We start from the raw sequence: 16,283 nt of genomic DNA, 5'->3' as shown, positions 1-16,283 counted from the left end.
AACGAAACGAACAAGCGGGCGCAGCGGCTACGCCCATCGGCACGCATCTCCGACGCCAGCGCCGGCCGTCCTCCATCGAACGCCGCACGAAACACCGGGAACGGTATCGCCCGATGTGTTTCAAATCAGCATCGGCTCGCGTCGGCAGGCGAGCAAGCCCGAGATCCGGTCAAGTCTATTACGGCATTGAGGAACGCGGCATGAGCCGACCCGGTCGACACGCAAATCGCGCGCAAAAAAACGCCGCATTCGATCGAAACCGGAAAAGTCGGGCGCCGCGTTTACTCGGCTGCGTCAGTTGGCTGCACCGTAGTCAGTAATCGTTTACCTTGTAAAAAGACATCGTCAAACTCGATCGGCCGAACGGCCGATCTTTTCTCAACCGCACCACGGAGACATCATGTACCAGCGCATTCTTGTTGCAGTCGACGGCAGCGAAACGGCACGCCACGCATTCGACGCGGCGCTCGACATCGCGAAGACGAGCGGCGCGCAACTGCAGCCCTTCTACGTCGTGGAAAATGCTGCGATCTACTACAACGTGCCCGGCTACGATCCGTCGATCCTGCGCACGCAACTGCTTCAGCAGGGCAACGATCTGGCGAAGGAATTTGCGCGGAAGATGCAGGAAGCCGGCGTGACGGGCGCGATGAAAATCGGCGAAGCGTCGTCGCTCGCCGACGTGCCGTCGCTCATCGTCGACGGCGCCAAGGCGTTCGGCGCCGATCTGCTCGTGCTCGGCACGCACGGCCGCCGCGGTTTCAAACGACTCGTGCTCGGCAGCGTCGCTGAACAGTGCGTGCGTCACTCGGCGCTGCCCGTGCTGCTGATCCCGTCCGCCGCCCATCCGGAAGATCAGGAAAGCTGACCGAACGCAATGGATGCGATGTTTCGCCGCAACCGCGCGTTGCGGCCGAACAAGGAAATCGCACGGAGCGTCGCGGCGTTTTGTCGCTAAACAGGCTTTGCCCACGATGGGACAATGGCCCTGTTGATTCAACCTCAGAGCCATCCATCATGCTTACGCCCGTCGCCCGACCCGCCGCCGCCGCTCCCGTCCATGCCTCCAGCACGTGGGCACCGCGTCAGGCCGCACACTGCTCGACGTGCGCGATGCGCCATCTCTGCATGCCCCAAGGGCTCGCACCCGAGGCGCTCGCGCGTCTCGAATCCGTGATCTGCACCGCACGCCCGGTCCGGCGCGGCGAAACGCTGTTCCGCGAAGGCGACAATTTCGACAACCTGTACGCGGTTCGCTCCGGATCGCTGAAGACCATCGCCACACGCCACGACGGCCGCGAGCAGGTTACCGGCCTGCATCTCGCGGGCGAAGCACTCGGCCTCGACGGCATCTGCGACGACGCGCATCCGCGCACCGCGGTCGCGCTCGAAGACAGTTCGGTCTGCGTGATTCCGTACAGCGCGCTGAAGACGCTGTGCTCGGAAGCCGGCACGATGCAATTGCGAATGCACAAGCTGATGAGCGAGCAGATCGTCCGCGAGACGTCGCAGACAATGGTGCTCGGCTCGCTGAACGCTGAGGAGCGCGTCGCGGCGTTCCTGCTCGACGTGTCGTCGCGCTACATGAAGCGCGGCTATTCGCCTAACGAATTCAACCTGCGGATGACGCGCGAAGACATCGGCAGCTATCTCGGCATGACGCTCGAAACCGTCAGCCGCACGCTGTCGAAATTCCACAAGCGCGGGCTGATCGAGATGCAGGGCCGGGTGGTCCGCATCGTCGATTTCGACGGCCTCCATCGCCTGTAAACCCGCGCGGCTCGTTTTTTTCATCGCATCACATCGAATCAATCGAGAAACTGCGCGGCACGCTTCTTGAGCGCCGCGCTGAACTCATCGAGCCAGCCGATCGACAATCGCCAGCTCTGCCAGTAGAGTTCGACGTCGATGCTCTTTCCTTCTGACAAATCAACGAGTTCGCCCGCGGCGATCTGACGCTCGATCATCCGCTCCGGACACATTCCCCAGCCCAGCCCCGCCTCGCACGCGCGCAGATAGCCGGCGACGTGCGGAATCCAGTGCTGCGGCGGATCGAGATCCACTCGCGTCACGCGCCGGATGAAACGTGCCTGCAGGCCATCCTTCGGATTGAACATCACGCACGGCGCGCGCCGCAGCGCGTCGCGGTTGATGCCGTTGCCGAAATAGCGCGCGTGGAACGCGGGCGAGCACACCGCGTGATAGCGCATCCGGCCGAGGCGCGTCGAGCGGCAGCCCTGGATCGGCTCGGCGAGCGCCGTCACCGCGCCCTGCACGCTGCCGTCGCGAATCCGTTCCGCCGTGTAGTCCTGATCGTCGATCACGAGATCGAGCAGCGTGCCGCTTTCCGCGCAGAACGGGCCGACTGCGTCGACGAACCAGGTCGCGACGCTGTCGTCGTTGACGGCGACGCGCAGTATCGGCCATGCGCCCGTCTCCACGCCGGCGAATCCTGGCATGTGTCCGGACAGTTCGGCTTCCAGCATCCGCACGCGCTCGGTGTGGCGGCACAACAGCGCGCCCGATGTCGTCGCGACGCACGGCTGCCCGCGCTTGACGAGCACGCTCCCCACTCGCTCCTCCAGCAGCTTCACGCGCTGCGACACTGCGGAAGGCGACACGTTGAGCGCTTTCGCCGCCCGTTCGAACGAGCCGTGACGGATCACTTCGGCGAGCGCATCGAGCAACGCGTAGTCGAGCATCAGTTTTCCTTAATCAGCATTAGATTATTTAGCTTTTCTTACTCAAGCGATCATCGCAGACTAGCGCCTCTCGCTCCGTTAGTCCATCGCCTGAAGCAACAACGAACATGAACTGGATCGCTTTTTCTCACGGCGCGATGCTGTGCGCATCGCTCATCGTCACCATCGGCGCGCAAAACGCGTTCATCCTTCGGCAGGGAATCATGCGCTCGCATGTCGGCAAGATCATTCTGCTCTGTACGCTGTCGGACATGATCCTGATCGGCGCGGGCGTCGGCGGCGCGTCGGTGCTCGTCGAACGCTACCCGACCTTCGTTCACGCGGTGCTGTACGTCGGCCTCGCTTATCTCGCGTGGTTCGGCCTGAGCGCGCTGCGCCGCGCGTTCAAGCCCGGCCACGAGACGTTCGACGCGACGGGCGCCGCCGTCGCGCCGCCCGTGCAGCGCGCATGGCCGATCGTGCTGATGACGCTCGCGTTCACGTGGCTCAATCCGCACGTGTATCTCGACACGTTCCTGTTGATCGGCACGGCCGGCGCGCGCGAGCCGGAAGGCGCGCGCAGCGCATTCGCAATCGGTGCGATGACGGTCAGCGCGATCTGGTTCGTCACGCTCGGATATGGCGCGCGTTTGCTCGCGCCGTGGTTCAAGCGCGCGCTTGCATGGCGCGTGCTCGATGGCGCGATCGGCGGCATGGTGCTGTTTCTCGCGGCCGTGCAGTTGCGTTGAGGGTGTGATGTGCTTCGCGCGGCCTGCGAGCGCGTGGGTCTCGTATGTCGCAAGCTGCGACGATCGGCGCGCCGCACGCAAACGTCGGGATGCTCCGCGGCTCGAGCAGCGCGACGTTTGCCGCCGAATCGAATCCACGACGTGTCGGCGCAGCGGATGCCCGTCCGCAAGCGCGGGATGATCGAAATCGCGCGAAGCCGTTCGCTGCACGCCGATCCTGCACATGATGCGTTGCGACCGAAGGAAGATTCTCTGCGGCCGTCCACGCGAATGCTTCGTTTGGCTGAATACTGTCGAAACCGTCGATGAGCGCCGCACGCACGGCTTCCGTCATGTAGCCGCGCCGCCACGCGATCTCCACACACGGCGTCATCGGATGATCGTCCGCGAGCACGCATCGAAACCCGCAAGGGTCGATCAGCGTGCCATCGGCTCGCGTTTAGACAGCCTGCGGGCCGAAGCCGTGCGCATCGAAATGCGCATCGAAGCGGTGTATGTCGTCACGCGCCTCGGCCAGCGTCGTGGGACTACGCCGCCCGAGCCGCGCGATGACTTCGGAATCCGAATTCGACATCGCCCATGCTTCGGCATCGCCGTCCCGCCAACGCGGAAGCATCAGATGCGCCGTCTCGATATCCGCCGGTCGATTCGTCTTACGTTCCGAAATTTGCGGTCGGCCGCATGATCGGCGGCGACACGGTCGCGATCGACAAACGATGCGATCCGGCGCCGCATCCGCGGCCGTCGGGTCGCGAATCGATCACGCTGCAATTGATACGCGCACGACACTGAATTGTGGCCCGATCCCGACGCCCGAAACGCCACTGCGGCGGTAACGAGTGGATCGGCGGAACACGGACGACTGCCCTTCGTTGCAGCCTTTGCTGCGGCGTCCGGCGCAAATGCGGCGGCAATGCGGCGTTGACGCGATCGAGCGCGCGTGAGGTTGGCTAATGCGGTTAACGCTTGCGGATCAGCATGTCCGGGGTGAGCTGGCCGCAGCCGTTCGCCCCCAGCATAGCCATGTTGCGGTCCACTTCTTCCTGCAACAGGCGAATCGCATGCGCCACGCCGGCCTCTCCCGCCACGGCCGCCGCATAGTTGAAGGGTCGCCCGACGAACACCATGCGCGCGCCCAGCGCCAGCGCCTTCAGCACGTCCGATCCTCGGCGAAAGCCGCTGTCGATCATCACCGGATAATCGTCGCCCACTGTCTGCACCACGTCCCGCAGGATCCGCATCGGCGACGAAGCGCCGTCCAGCTGGCGGCCGCCATGGTTCGAAAGGAGGATGCCGTCGGCGCCCGCCTCGCGCGCAACGACGGCGTCCTCGACGCTGAGAATGCCCTTGATCACCAGCTCGCCCGTCCATTGCCTGCGGATTTCTCGCACGTGCGTCCAGTCGAGGTGGTCGCGCGCGGAGAAATCCCGCAGTACGTTGGCGGAAAGGATCGGCGCGCCGCGTGTCGCAAAGGAATTCTCGAAGTGAGGCATGCCGTGCTTGAGCAGCGTGCGTGCGAAGGTGCCCAACAGCCAGCTCGGCCGCGTCAGTCCGTCCCAGAAAAGGCGCAGGCTGGGACGCAGCGGCGTGGAAAAACCCGTGCGCACGTTGTTTTCACGGTTCGCGGACACCGGAATGTCGACGGTGATCACGAGCGTTCTGTAGCCGGCGCGCGCGACGCGCTCGAGCAGCGCGCGAATGCGGCTCGCGTCTCCCGGCAGGTACGCCTGGAACCACGTCCCCGGTGCAGCGGCGGCCACATCTTCCAGCGGAATGAGCGAGGAGCCGCTCATGATGGAGACGATCCCCGCGCGCTGCGCGGCGCGCGCCAGCACCACATCGCCGCGATAGACCGACAGCGCGTTGATGCCCATCGGCGCGATGCCGAACGGCGACGCAAAGCGCTGACCGAACAATTCGACTGCCTGCTGCCGCTGGGAAACGTCGCACAGCACACGGGTCACAAAGCCGTATTCATCGAACACGGCGCGGTTGTCGTCACGGGTGCGATTGTCTTCCGCCGCGCCGCTGACGTAACCGAAGATCGGACGCGGCAACACACGACGCGCCTTGGCCTCGAAGTCGTGCAGACTCAGTACGTCTTGCAGAACGCGCGGCGGCTTGCCGAGGCTGGCCACGGGCCGGCTCTCTTCGACGATCGGGGAGGTAACAGTGGTCATCTATGGGCTTTCCTGAAGCGACGACGCCATTCTATGCAGCCGAAGTGTCGATAAAAAGCGATAATCTTCAAATAAAATCGTTCGATAAAAGCGAAGAACCATGGCAACTCCGACGCTCAAGCAACTGGACGCCTTCTACTGGGCGGCGACATGCGCCAATTTCTCGACCGCGGCGCAGCGGCTTCATCTGTCCATCTCTTCGTTATCCAAACGGATCAACGAACTGGAACAGGTCATGGGGCGTACGCTGTTCGACCGTAGCGGTCACCGGGCGGTGTTGACCGAGGACGGCGAAACGCTGCTGCCAGCCGCGGTTCGGGTTCTGGAGTCCGTGGCGGCGCTGCAGGACGCGTTTGCTGAAGACAAGGGATTGACCGGCCGTCTGCGCTTTGGCGTAGGCGAACTGTCGGCGCTGACCTGGCTGCCCCGTTTCGTCGCAGCCGTCCAGAAACTGCATCCGCAATTGATCCTGGAGCCGTATGTCGACGTCGGCGCGGCGCTCGAAGACAAGGTGGATGCGGGAGAGCTGGATTTTGCGGTCGTCGCGGGCCGTTCGTCGCGCGGCAGCATCCTGTCGCAGCCGGTGACGGAGGCCCGCTTCGCGTGGATGGCGGCGGAGAAACTGGTCGGCCGCGAGCGCACGTTGACGCCGGCGCTGATCGCGAGCCAAACGCTCGTCATCTTGCCTGCCGGCTCGGGTGTCACGCGCATCCTCGACGAATGGCTGCTGGCGTGCGGCATCGACCATCCTCGAAGGATCACCTGCAACAACTGGGGCGCGGTGGCCGGCATGCTGCGCGAAGGCGTCGGCATCGGTTTCCTGCCCGCCGATTGGGCCGCTGCGCGAACGGGCGGCGGCCTCGTGCAGTTGACGAGCGAGCCCTCGTTGTCGCCTCTCCACTATGCGTTCCAGTGGCGGCGCGGCGACATGCGCGGGTTGATTCCGTCAATGCTGGCGCTCGTGCGGCAGCATGCGGATTTTCGCTGACTCGGCGTCCGGCGCGCGTCAGGCTATTTCGCGCCCTTTCGTTTCAGGCAGCAGCAGCGCGGCGATCAACACGATGAGATAGGCGCCACCCGCGAACATGCCGATGGCCGTGCCGAGGCCGCTCGTCTTCGCAAGATAACCGACCAGACTCGGAAACAGCGCACCGATTCCGCGTCCGAAGTTGTAAGCGAACCCCTGTCCGCTGGCTCGCACCGCAGACGGGAAAAGTTCGGTCAGGTACGCGCCCATGCCGCTGAAGATCCCCGATGCCGCGAAACCGAGCGGAAAACCGAGGAACAGCATCTGCTGGTTCGACAGTTGAAGCTGCGTGTAGACGAAGACACACGCGCCGGACAGCACGGAAAACACGAGCAGGTTCGCGCGGCGGCCGAGGCGATCGGTCAGGTAAGCGCCAACCAGGTATCCGGCGAGCGAACCGACGATGATGACGAGCAGATAACCGCCCGTGCCGATCACCGACAGGTGGCGTTCGGTCTTCAGGAAGGTCGGCAACCACGTCGTCACCGCATAGTAGCCGCCCTGGACGCCCGTGCAGAGCAACGCGCTCAGGGCGGTCGTCCGGATCAGTGCAGGTGAGAAGATCGCCAAGGTCGACATCGGGTTGGCGCTGGCGTCTTCGCGCTTGCGCGTGCGCTGGAACAGTTCCGGTTCCGGCACCTTCCTGCGTATGAATACGACGAGCAGCGCCGGCACGACGCCTGCCCAGAACAGCGCGCGCCACGCGTAGTCTTCGGGCAGCACGGAAAACGACAAGGTGTACAGGATCGCAGCGACTGCCCAACCGATCGCCCAGCCGCTTTGCACCGTGCCGACCGCTCGGCCGCGATATTCGGTTCGCACGATCTCGCCCATCAGCACGGAACCGACCGCCCATTCGCCCCCGAAGCCGAGCCCCTGAAGCGCACGCAGGACAAAGATCTGCTCGAAGTTCTGCGCGAAACCGATCAACGCCGTGCACACGGAAAACCAGAGAATCGTGAACTGCAGCACGCGAACGCGACCGAAACGGTCGGCAAGGATGCCGGCCAGCCACCCGCCGATCGCCGAGAACAGCAGCGTGATCGTGGCCAGCATGCCGGCCTGGGCCTTGTCGATGTGAAACACCGAGATCAGGGTCGTGATGACGAACGTGAACACCATGAAATCGAGTGCATCGAGCGCCCAACCGCCGAACGCGGCCATGAACGTCCGCTTCTCGGTCACCGTCATTTGCTTGTACCAGTTCGGCTTTTCGGTCGCCGACATCTGACTATTGCTGTTCATTTCGTGTCTCCTCGTTTGTCATTGGGCGCGAATGGCGCCACGCAGCCCGGGCTGTCGGGCGGCTTCACTCAAAGCCGTACAGGCGGGCCGGATTGCTCACGAGGATCCTGTGGCGAGTGGCCTCGTCGGGCGCCCAGTCGGCAACGAGATTGAGCAGGCCGCCGGTGTTCGGCATGCGCTCCGGCGTAAGCGACACATGCGGCCAATCGCTGCCCCAGACCATGCGCTCGGGCGCGTCGTCGATCAGCGTTCGCGCAAAGGGCGTCGCGTCTTCGAAGGTAGGGAATCTGTCGCTGATGCGATACGCGCCGGAGAGCTTGACCCAATAGCCGTGCGCGGACACGAGATGACGCAACGCAACGAAGCCCGGAGCCGAGAGGCCTTCGGCCACGGGCGTGTGACCCATGTGATCGATCACGCCTGTCACCGGCAGCTTCATCATGCGCGGCATCAGTTCGGGCAGGGCCTTGACGTCCATGAGGAATTGCAGATGCCAGCCCAGATCCTTCACGCGGCTGGCGAGCGTCTCCATGGCCGCGAAGCCTATGCCGCCGCCGAACAGCACGTTGATGCGCAGGCCGCGCACGCCGGCGGCATGCATTGCCTCCAGCTCGCGATCGGACACGTCGGGCGCGACCACGGCGACACCGCGCAATCGCTGCGGATTGCGGTCGAGCACTTCGAGCATGTAGCGGTTGTCGGTTCCGTAGACACTGATCTGCACCAATACGCCATACGTCATCCCGGTTGCGTCGAGCATCGCGAGATACTTCTCTTCCGGTGCCGGCGGCGGCGTGTAGCTGCGGTCCTCAACCATCCGGTACGCAAGGTCGGCCGAAACGACATGGGCATGCGTGTCGACCGCGCCGTGAGGAATCCTGAAACTCGGCGGCTCGATATTCGGCAGCGGCGCCGCGCACATGGAGGCGGTTGGAAAGCGGGAGAGTTCGATCATCGCTGCGTCCTTGTTGCGTAAGAAAATCCCTGCGCAAATAAGACGGAGACCGCCGTACCTGCGCGACAGGTTGCCGAGTCGTCGAGCGCGCCTGTTCCGTGCTGCGCGACTTTTCACTTGCTCGTTCCGGTCGGGCGCCTCGCGATTCTCCGTGCGGCGCGCGTGGAAATCGCATGTTGCGTCAATGGCCGCCGATGGCGCCAGCATTCATTGCGCTCGCGCTTCACATGCCGTCAACCGGATTCAATCCTGATCGATGCAGGACACCTGCTTCGGATCGGGCATCCAGAGATAGCACAGCAGCGACACCAGAACGCACGCAGATACGTACCAGAAGAACCAGGATTCGTGCCCGATGCTCTTGGTCCACAGCGCGATGTACTCGGCCGTGCCGCCAAACAGCGACACCGTGATCGCATAAGGCAAGCCCACGCCCAACGCGCGTATTCCGACCGGAAACAGCTCGGCCTTGGCCACCGCGCTGACGGACGAATACAGGCTGACGATCAGCAGCGCAGCCGAGATCAGCACAAGCGCGCCGCCCATGCTTCGGACCATCTTCAGCTCATTGAAGATCGGAACGGTGCATACCGTTCCCAGCACGCCGAAGGCGATCAGCAGCGGACGACGGCCGACGCGATCCGACAGGCTGCCGAACACCGGTTGCATCAACACGAAGGCAATCAGGCTGATGACAGACACCATGGAGGCATCCGCCTTGCTCATCCCCGCGCTGTTGACCAGGAATTTCTGCATGTACGTCGTGTAGGCGTAGAACGCGACCGTCCCGCCGAGCGTCAGGCCCGCCACGATCAGACATTCGCGCTTGTGCCTGAACAGCTCCGTAACGGACGTGCGGCTGCGCTTGCCCTGCCGGTGCTGCTCGAACGATTCCGTTTCTTCCATATTGCGGCGCAGAAAGATCGCGACGCCCGCCGCCAGCGACCCGATCAGGAAGGGCATGCGCCAGCCCCAGCTTTCCAGTTGCGCGGCGCTCAGGAAACACTGCTGAAGCACCACCAACACCGCCATTGCGAGCAACTGGCCGAGCGACAGCGTGGCGAACAGGAAGCTGGAATAGAAGCCGCGATTCGTCTTGTCGGCCATTTCGCTCAGATAAGTGGCCGAACTGGCGTACTCGCCCCCGAGGCTCAACCCCTGCAGCAGCCGCGCGACGACCAACAGAATGGGAGCCGCTATGCCGATGCTGTTGTAGCCCGGCGTCAGGCCGATGATCAACGAGCCGAAGCACATCGCCAGCACCGAGATCAGCAAGGCCGCCTTGCGCCCCTTGCGATCCGCGTACTGGCCGACCAGCCAGCCGCCGATGGGCCGCATGACGAAACCGACGGCGAAGATGGCCGCAGTGTTGAGCAGCTGCACGGTCTGACTGCCGGCCGGAAAGAAAACTTTGGCGAAGTACAGCGAAAAGGCCGAATACACGTACCAGTCGTAGTACTCGATCAGATTGCCGACCGATCCGCTGAAAATGGAACGAAGGCGGGCGAAGGTCCCGGCCTGCTGGGAATAGGGGGCAGTTGCAAGGGGGCGGGCTTGCGACACGTGATGTCTCCGGTTTCGATTGTCTCCATTGCCCGTGTGCATGCCAGCGGCGGGCGACGGCGCGCGATCGGGTGCAGCAAGGGTAAGTGGAGGAAACGATCCGCAGAAAGCGAAATAATCGGAACAAGTTTGTTCGCTTTTGTGGAGACACCGCGAAAGGCGGAGCCGGCGGGCGTGATGGGCGTGGCTATCCTCGCTATCCCTGATGGCCAGGCCAATAACCAGCACAGCACTGGCGCGATGCCATCCCCCGCGTGGGTAATCAGGCGCGCAGCACCAGAGTCAAGGTTCGCGCCGAAAACGGACTCGCCGCAACGGAAGTTTCCGTCGCGGCGAGTCTGATTCCATGCCGTCCACGACGCCGCACAGGCGGCATGCGAGCAGCCGGCGCGGTCATCCGGCCGCGGCGCCGACTACCGCCCCGAAGCACGGGGACGCTACATGTAGCTGATGGTATAGGTGGCCGTAGCGTTGGCCGGCCCAGGGGTGACGGTGTCGGCGGTCTGGTAATAGCGGGCCGAGAACGGAAGCTGTATGCGTCCATCCGACTGCCATCGCGACGTGACGTCCCATGCCGAGCCGAATTGCACGGCCGTCTGCGAACCGGCATCGCCTTTCAGGACCTGCACGCCGACGCCGGTCGCCGCGCCGGTCTGCGACGACAGCGCCAGCACGCCGGCGCTGTCATAACCGGATGCCGTCTGGCCGTCCAGTGTCAGCGCGACGGAGAACGCGCCGGTATTGCCCTGTTTGCAATCAAGTTCCAGCGTGAAATCCCGCGACGGCGAGGTCGAACCGATGCCAGAACCGAGGCCCGATTGGCCATTGGCCGCAAACGTGCCGAGATTGACCACGGGATTGGCGTCTCCGACGACCGAGCAAGTGCTCTTGGTAAACACCACGACATCTTGCAGGCCTCTAATGAAATACATCGCGTTTCCACCCTGAACCAGCAAATTCTGATTCGGGTCCGCCACACTGAGCACGTGAACATAGTTGCTCGGCAACTTGATATCGGAGCTCGTGGGCGTCTCCCCGACCTTGACCAGCTCGATGTCCACCGTGAACGGTACGGAAACGCTCTTGACCGCCGAGTCGACCAGCACGTCGGTTTTCCAACTGGCCGCCGAATTGCCGCGATCGCCGTTGTAAGTCACGTAGATCGCCAAGCCGCTGCCGATCCGGTTGCTGGTGGTCAGGTCGGGACGGCGCACATACGCATACTCGCTCGTCAACGGATACGTGACATTCAGCATGCATTGAGCGGTACGGCTGACGCCATGGGCGCTCATCAGCACCGTTCCGATCGGTGCATCCTCCGGCACCAGGATTTTCTGGGTCAAGTCAAGCAGCACGACGCTTTCGCCGCTACCCACCGAACAGTTCAGCGTCGCATGCGCCGTCCCGGTGCAAAGCAGGCTCAGCGCCACCCAGGGCAGAAGACGCCGAACCGACGAGCGCCCGAGCTTCAGTATGTATTCCTTGATCACAATCGTCCTTTCATCATCAGGGGAAATCGCCACGCAGGTGGCGATCGCGGTGGTGGGAACGCATGCTCAACCGGATGTCTGCATCACTCTGCGCGGCCGCATCGACGCGGCTTGGTTCGCTTCCGACGCGAGCGGCTGGCACATCGCGTCGAAACGTTGCAGGTGCTTGAGAGGCCCCTTCTTGCCGTCAGCGGTGTCCGGCGCCTGCTCGGGCAATGTGAGCATGCAGGTATTGCGTTCGTGCTCGCCCCACTTGACGATCAGCTTCTCGAGCCCATCGGCGAGGCGCGCGTACAACTGCCCGTTCTGACCGACGATGCCGATCGCATTGCCTTCCGGATCGACCACGGAGGCCCCGAACGGCAGCACGTTGCCGCCAGGCAGCGTCCCCCGCACCAGGACCGGCCGTCCGACCACGGTGCCGTAGCGAACCTTGACGATTGCGCCGCTCCGGGGCGCAACCTGCTGCCGCGTCGTGAGAAGCTCGACGTCGTCAGACAGCCCGTTGGGATCGATGGACACTTCGTTGAGCCGGTACGGATTCAGGTACGGCACCACCGCACGGCCGTTGCGGTCGAGCACGATGGCCGAATACCCAAGCACGCGCGCACCGGCGGCCGCGGGCGCTTCCACGATCGCGATCGACTGCGCGCTGTACGGCGAAGCCGTGACGCCGCCGCCGTCGGCGACCAGCATGCCGCTGGCGCCCGCGGACATCGCACGATAGCGGTCGGCCACATCGAAGCTGCCCTGCAACGCGCTGTAGTGCGAGCGGTACAACACCGACCCGTTGGCGCCGACGTCGCGGTTCGCATTGCGCGTCACGCCGATGCTGTAGTCGAGCGCGTTGTCATTCAGCGCCGTACCGTTGACGGTGGAGCGCACGCTGGTGCCATCCGCCCCGTTGGTCACGGCCATGTTGAGTGTCGGCGCGTGCGACCTGCCCCCCAGCGGCACTGACAGCGACAGCATGTAGATGTTTTCCATCTGCCCCAGCGAAGTACGGCTGCGGCTGATCGAGACCGTATAGCCAAGCGAACGGAAATTGTTGCTGTAACCGATCTGGAATTGGGTGTCGCTGCCCGAACGGTCCCAGAAGTTCTGGCTGTAGCCGCTAATGTAGAGATTGCCGCCGCGCCGGCCGAAGCCCTGGCTTGCCGTTACCGACAGCCGGTTGCGCGGCCGGCTCGTCGTCCAGGAGTTATCGCTCAGCGTGCCGCGCCGCGCCTGGTCGCTGTACTGCAGCGCGTTCTGCAGGTCCATGTAGCCCGACGACGAGAAACGGTACGCCGCCACCGACAGATTGCTGCTGGTCGACGTGATCAGCTTGCTGTACGTCGCACGCACGCTGGTGCCGTTGCGTCTGAGACCCGCGGACGACACCCACGATTTGGTCACGTCGAGCGCGAACGCACCCACTGGGGTGCTGAACGCTCCGCCCGCGAGCACGGCGCCGTAGTCATTCGTGACCTGGGCCCCCGCGTACGCGGTGAAGCTGTTGGACAGGCCTCGCTGCACGGTTGCCTGGATCACCCTCGGCAAGTAGCTCAACCCGCTGTATCGCACCATGCCGGCGACCACGCTGTAGCGCGTCCTGCCGGGCCGCAGCAGCTGTGCGACCGACGCGTAGGGCACCTTGTACTCCTGGACGCGGCCGTCGGCCTCCGTCACCGTGACATTGAGGTCGCCGCCGTACCCGGTCGGGTACAGATCGTCGATCACGAATTCGCCCGGCGCAACCGAGGTTTCGTACAGCACGGCGTCGCCCTGACGCACCGTCACGCGAGCATGCGTTTGCGCGATGCCGCGGACCACCGGCGCGTACCCGCGCATCGACTCCGGCCACATCTGGTCATCGGTGGCGAGCTGTACGCCGCGGAATGCAAAGGTGTCGAAGATCTCGCCGCTGGTGTTGGATTCGCCCAACGTCACGCGCGCCTTCATCGGCGTGATGTCACGCTGCACATAAGTCCGGATCGAGCTGTAGCGCGAAGGTTCACGTTCGCGCCACTGGTAGGAGCCGCTATGGCGGAACATCCAGCCGCCGACGTTAAAGCCGGCATTGATGCCGACGTAGGCCGACTGCTGCGTCAGGTTGCCGGACTCACTTCGGTAAAAAGTGGCGTTGTAGCCCAGCATGCCCGCCGTGATACCCGAATCCCACAGCGCCGGGTCGACGTAACCTCGGGCGTGGCGACGCATCAATGCCTGCGGCAGACTGACATCGAGCCGAAGCTCCGCGGTGTCGAGGCTGGCGTGCGCGTCGTCGGACAGCGCCTCGATGGTGACGCAACCCGCCGGGTCGGCAAGCCGCGCGAGCAAGTCCGCGGGCACCTGTGCGGGATCGATGGCCAGACGATCAAACAGCGTGCGCGACACGCAGATGCGCGCGGCGCTGTTGGGACCATCGCCCGACTTGACAGTGACGGATTCTCGGCCGATGAAGCGATCCGCCACATAGACATCCGCACGGTATTCGCCAGGCAGCAGCGGGTTACCGTTGGCGAATCGGGACAAATCGACGGTCTCGCCCGAACCGGACCGGAGGAAGCTCTGGTCGAAGTCCGCGCTGGCCAGCGTCGTGGTCGGCTGGCGGCCCGGCGCGGGAGCGGATGCGCTATCGTTCGCGGCCGACGCATACTGGGCCACGCTCATGCTGGCCAATAACACCGCCGCGGGGAGAGGTCTGAGAACCGGCTGACGCGCGCGAGCGCGCACCGCCCTCGGACGGGCCGAGTGATTGATTTCCATGGTGGCTGAAGGTTGAAGTGCGCCGCACCTGGAACCGCCGCCGACTACGGGGCGGGTCGCGGCTCGGAGCGGAACCGGGAGTGGTCAGGGCGTGCCGAGCGTGCTTTCGCCGCGAGCAATGCCGCCGTAGTCGGTGATATATCCAAACGCCACGCGCGCTTTCTCGAGCTGTGCCGGAAGCGGCGAAGCGAAGCGGAACAGATGGGTCTCGCCCGGAGCGATCATCGCCCCGTCGCTGGCAGGTACGGCTTTGCCTTCGGGACCGACCTCGACCGCCGCGATATTGACGTAGTAAGCGCTGGGATTGCTCGCCAGGACGCCCTGAACGCGGCCATTGCCATCACGCTGCACCTGCCATTGCACTTGTTGCGGGGCGGCCAGCGCTCCCTCGTCGGTCAGCGCTGCCGGACGCAGGAATATCTTGACGCGCGTGCGGATCGCGAGCTGGATTAGGTTTTCGCCTTCGGCAGCTTTCGGCCTGGGCGGAATATCGAGCACGTTCAGCCAGTACAGCGACTCTTTGTTCTCCGGCACGTTGTCGCCGAGAAAGGAAAGCCGCAACGTCTGCCCCTTGCCGGGCTCGACGCGGGAAATCGGCGGCGTGATGACGAACGGCGCGTCGGCCTTGTCCGGCGTCGCTTTCGTGTCGCCGCGATCGACCCATGCCTGAACCAGTCCGGGCTGTTCACCCCGATTGTTCATGCGCACGGACACTTCACGCTGCCCCTCGGGATAAATCACGCGCGTGCCGAACAGAACGATATTGGCTGCCGCGTGAGTGCTGACGACGAGAGCAAGGACGAGGACGAAGAGATGCGGCCGCGAGCGACCGCGCTTCGGCGTTCTGAATGAGAGCATAGTGGATTCCAGCCTACGAAGGAGGACTGGAATAAGCCCTCCTTGTCGCAAAACGGCTCCATGCAAATGATGGAGCCTTGCCGACGGTGCTTACAGATAGTCGATCGAGTAGGTCACCGAAGTTTGAACGTCACCCGCGGTGGCAGCGCCAGTTGCATAGTACTGTGCACCGTAGACGAGCGTTGCCGCGCCATCCGTCAGCGTCGAAGCTGCGTTGCTGCGCTGCGACTCGTCGCCGGCTTGCAGCACGACGCCGTCTTCGTTCAGAAGCTGAACCTGCACTTGCGTTGCGGAACCGTTGTTGTTCAGGTTGCCGCTCGTGGCGTCGACGTTCGGGCCTGCCTCAAAGAAAGCGCGGACCTGCGTGGCGTCGCCAGAGCATTCGCTCAGCGCGATGGTGAAATTGGTGGCGCCAGCGGTACTGCCCTTCGTGCTCAGCGTGCTTGCCGCGACCGTCGGGAGCTGGACGGTAGCATCCTGATTGCCGCCGTTCACGCTGATCGTGCAGGTCTGTGCTTCGATTGCGCCGTTGAACGTGATGGTGCCGTCCGATGCGTGAGCGGCCATGGGCAGTGCGAGTGCGGCGGAGAGAATGCCGAATGCGATTTTCTGGTTCATTTGATTCACGTTTTCAGGTTGATTGAACAGGTGTTGATTGTTGTCTCGCCATGCAACGACACTGCGGACAACGATTCATTCTGGCCTATCATTCGGAATCCTTAAATCGCAAAACGTCCAAATTCGAAGTGGTGAAACTGGCAATGGCGGTGGCGCCATGCCCCTC

The 16,283-nt window shown here is 63.8% G+C and carries 14 protein-coding genes; 5 read left to right on the top strand and 9 right to left on the bottom strand.

All coding sequences use genetic code 11. The features are described 5' to 3' along the window. The first annotated feature begins 400 nt into the window (after positions 1-400). Both WS70_RS19360 and fnr read left to right on the top strand, forming a co-directional pair. A complete protein-coding gene (locus WS70_RS19360) occupies positions 401-868 on the top strand; it encodes a universal stress protein (protein WP_059598111.1) in 468 nt (155 codons plus the stop codon). 149 nt (positions 869-1,017) lie between these two features. Beyond that, the gene (fnr, locus tag WS70_RS19355; protein WP_059470292.1) at positions 1,018-1,770 is read left to right on the top strand and encodes a fumarate/nitrate reduction transcriptional regulator Fnr; all 753 of its coding nucleotides are present in this window, start codon (positions 1,018-1,020) and stop codon (positions 1,768-1,770) included. A gap of 38 nt (positions 1,771-1,808) precedes the next feature. Here the strand turns inward: fnr and WS70_RS19350 are convergent, their stop codons facing one another. Continuing rightward, on the bottom strand, positions 1,809-2,702 hold the full coding sequence (locus WS70_RS19350; protein ID WP_059598110.1) for a LysR family transcriptional regulator ArgP: 894 nt from the start codon (positions 2,700-2,702) through the stop codon (positions 1,809-1,811). Positions 2,703-2,809: 107 nt separating this feature from the next. Between WS70_RS19350 and WS70_RS19345 the strand changes: the two genes are divergently transcribed. Next, complete coding sequence (locus WS70_RS19345; protein WP_059470294.1) at positions 2,810-3,430, top strand: LysE/ArgO family amino acid transporter; 621 nt, start codon at positions 2,810-2,812, stop codon at positions 3,428-3,430. A gap of 223 nt (positions 3,431-3,653) precedes the next feature. Next, on the top strand, positions 3,654-4,115 hold the full coding sequence (locus WS70_RS31685; protein ID WP_159082929.1) for a hypothetical protein: 462 nt from the start codon (positions 3,654-3,656) through the stop codon (positions 4,113-4,115). A 274-nt stretch (positions 4,116-4,389) separates the two neighbouring features. Here WS70_RS31685 and WS70_RS19335 read toward each other — a convergent pair whose 3' ends face one another. Next, entirely contained in the window at positions 4,390-5,610 is a 1,221-nt protein-coding gene (locus tag WS70_RS19335; RefSeq protein ID WP_059598109.1) for an alpha-hydroxy acid oxidase, read from the bottom strand. 100 nt (positions 5,611-5,710) lie between these two features. Between WS70_RS19335 and WS70_RS19330 the strand changes: the two genes are divergently transcribed. Continuing rightward, on the top strand, positions 5,711-6,598 hold the full coding sequence (locus WS70_RS19330; RefSeq protein ID WP_059470296.1) for a LysR family transcriptional regulator: 888 nt from the start codon (positions 5,711-5,713) through the stop codon (positions 6,596-6,598). 18 nt (positions 6,599-6,616) lie between these two features. Here WS70_RS19330 and WS70_RS19325 read toward each other — a convergent pair whose 3' ends face one another. From WS70_RS19325 to WS70_RS19295, 7 genes are all read right to left on the bottom strand, one after another. Beyond that, the gene (locus WS70_RS19325; protein ID WP_082716046.1) at positions 6,617-7,882 is read right to left on the bottom strand and encodes an MFS transporter; all 1,266 of its coding nucleotides are present in this window, start codon (positions 7,880-7,882) and stop codon (positions 6,617-6,619) included. 64 nt (positions 7,883-7,946) lie between these two features. Beyond that, positions 7,947-8,837: an amidohydrolase family protein gene (locus WS70_RS19320; RefSeq protein ID WP_059598108.1), complete on the bottom strand. Its 891-nt coding sequence runs from the start codon at positions 8,835-8,837 to the stop codon at positions 7,947-7,949. 243 nt (positions 8,838-9,080) lie between these two features. Beyond that, positions 9,081-10,400, bottom strand: coding sequence for an MFS transporter (locus WS70_RS19315; protein ID WP_059598107.1), 1,320 nt, complete (start codon positions 10,398-10,400; stop codon positions 9,081-9,083). 437 nt (positions 10,401-10,837) lie between these two features. Next, positions 10,838-11,923: a fimbrial protein gene (locus WS70_RS19310; protein WP_059598106.1), complete on the bottom strand. Its 1,086-nt coding sequence runs from the start codon at positions 11,921-11,923 to the stop codon at positions 10,838-10,840. A gap of 33 nt (positions 11,924-11,956) precedes the next feature. Then, positions 11,957-14,641 (bottom strand): fimbria/pilus outer membrane usher protein, encoded by a 2,685-nt coding sequence (locus WS70_RS19305; protein WP_226382920.1) that lies wholly within the window; start codon positions 14,639-14,641, stop codon positions 11,957-11,959. Positions 14,642-14,725: 84 nt separating this feature from the next. After that, positions 14,726-15,499, bottom strand: coding sequence for a fimbrial biogenesis chaperone (locus WS70_RS19300; protein ID WP_059470300.1), 774 nt, complete (start codon positions 15,497-15,499; stop codon positions 14,726-14,728). Between the two features lie 90 nt (positions 15,500-15,589). Further along, positions 15,590-16,117 carry a fimbrial protein gene (locus WS70_RS19295; protein WP_059470301.1) on the bottom strand — a complete coding sequence of 176 codons (528 nt, stop codon included), beginning with the start codon at positions 16,115-16,117 and terminating at the stop codon, positions 15,590-15,592. Positions 16,118-16,283: the final 166 nt, after the last annotated feature.

The sequence above is a fragment of the Burkholderia mayonis genome (genome assembly GCF_001523745.2).
Taxonomy (GTDB): domain Bacteria; phylum Pseudomonadota; class Gammaproteobacteria; order Burkholderiales; family Burkholderiaceae; genus Burkholderia; species Burkholderia mayonis.
This window is presented reverse-complemented; position numbering and strand designations above follow the sequence as displayed.

Bases quoted from the DNA above. Each gene is read 5' to 3' on its own strand.
- WS70_RS19305 (WP_226382920.1), bottom strand. From the start codon at position 14,641: ATGGAAATCAATCACTCGGCCCGTCCGAGGGCGGTGCGCGCTCGCGCG.
- fnr (WP_059470292.1), top strand. From the start codon at position 1,018: ATGCTTACGCCCGTCGCCCGACCCGCCGCCGCCGCTCCCGTCCATGCC.
- WS70_RS31685 (WP_159082929.1), top strand. From the start codon at position 3,654: ATGATGCGTTGCGACCGAAGGAAGATTCTCTGCGGCCGTCCACGCGAA.
- WS70_RS19300 (WP_059470300.1), bottom strand. From the start codon at position 15,499: ATGCTCTCATTCAGAACGCCGAAGCGCGGTCGCTCGCGGCCGCATCTC.
- WS70_RS19325 (WP_082716046.1), bottom strand. From the start codon at position 7,882: ATGAACAGCAATAGTCAGATGTCGGCGACCGAAAAGCCGAACTGGTAC.
- WS70_RS19320 (WP_059598108.1), bottom strand. From the start codon at position 8,837: ATGATCGAACTCTCCCGCTTTCCAACCGCCTCCATGTGCGCGGCGCCG.
- WS70_RS19345 (WP_059470294.1), top strand. From the start codon at position 2,810: ATGAACTGGATCGCTTTTTCTCACGGCGCGATGCTGTGCGCATCGCTC.
- WS70_RS19350 (WP_059598110.1), bottom strand. From the start codon at position 2,702: ATGCTCGACTACGCGTTGCTCGATGCGCTCGCCGAAGTGATCCGTCAC.
- WS70_RS19330 (WP_059470296.1), top strand. From the start codon at position 5,711: ATGGCAACTCCGACGCTCAAGCAACTGGACGCCTTCTACTGGGCGGCG.
- WS70_RS19295 (WP_059470301.1), bottom strand. From the start codon at position 16,117: ATGAACCAGAAAATCGCATTCGGCATTCTCTCCGCCGCACTCGCACTG.
- WS70_RS19335 (WP_059598109.1), bottom strand. From the start codon at position 5,610: ATGACCACTGTTACCTCCCCGATCGTCGAAGAGAGCCGGCCCGTGGCC.
- WS70_RS19360 (WP_059598111.1), top strand. From the start codon at position 401: ATGTACCAGCGCATTCTTGTTGCAGTCGACGGCAGCGAAACGGCACGC.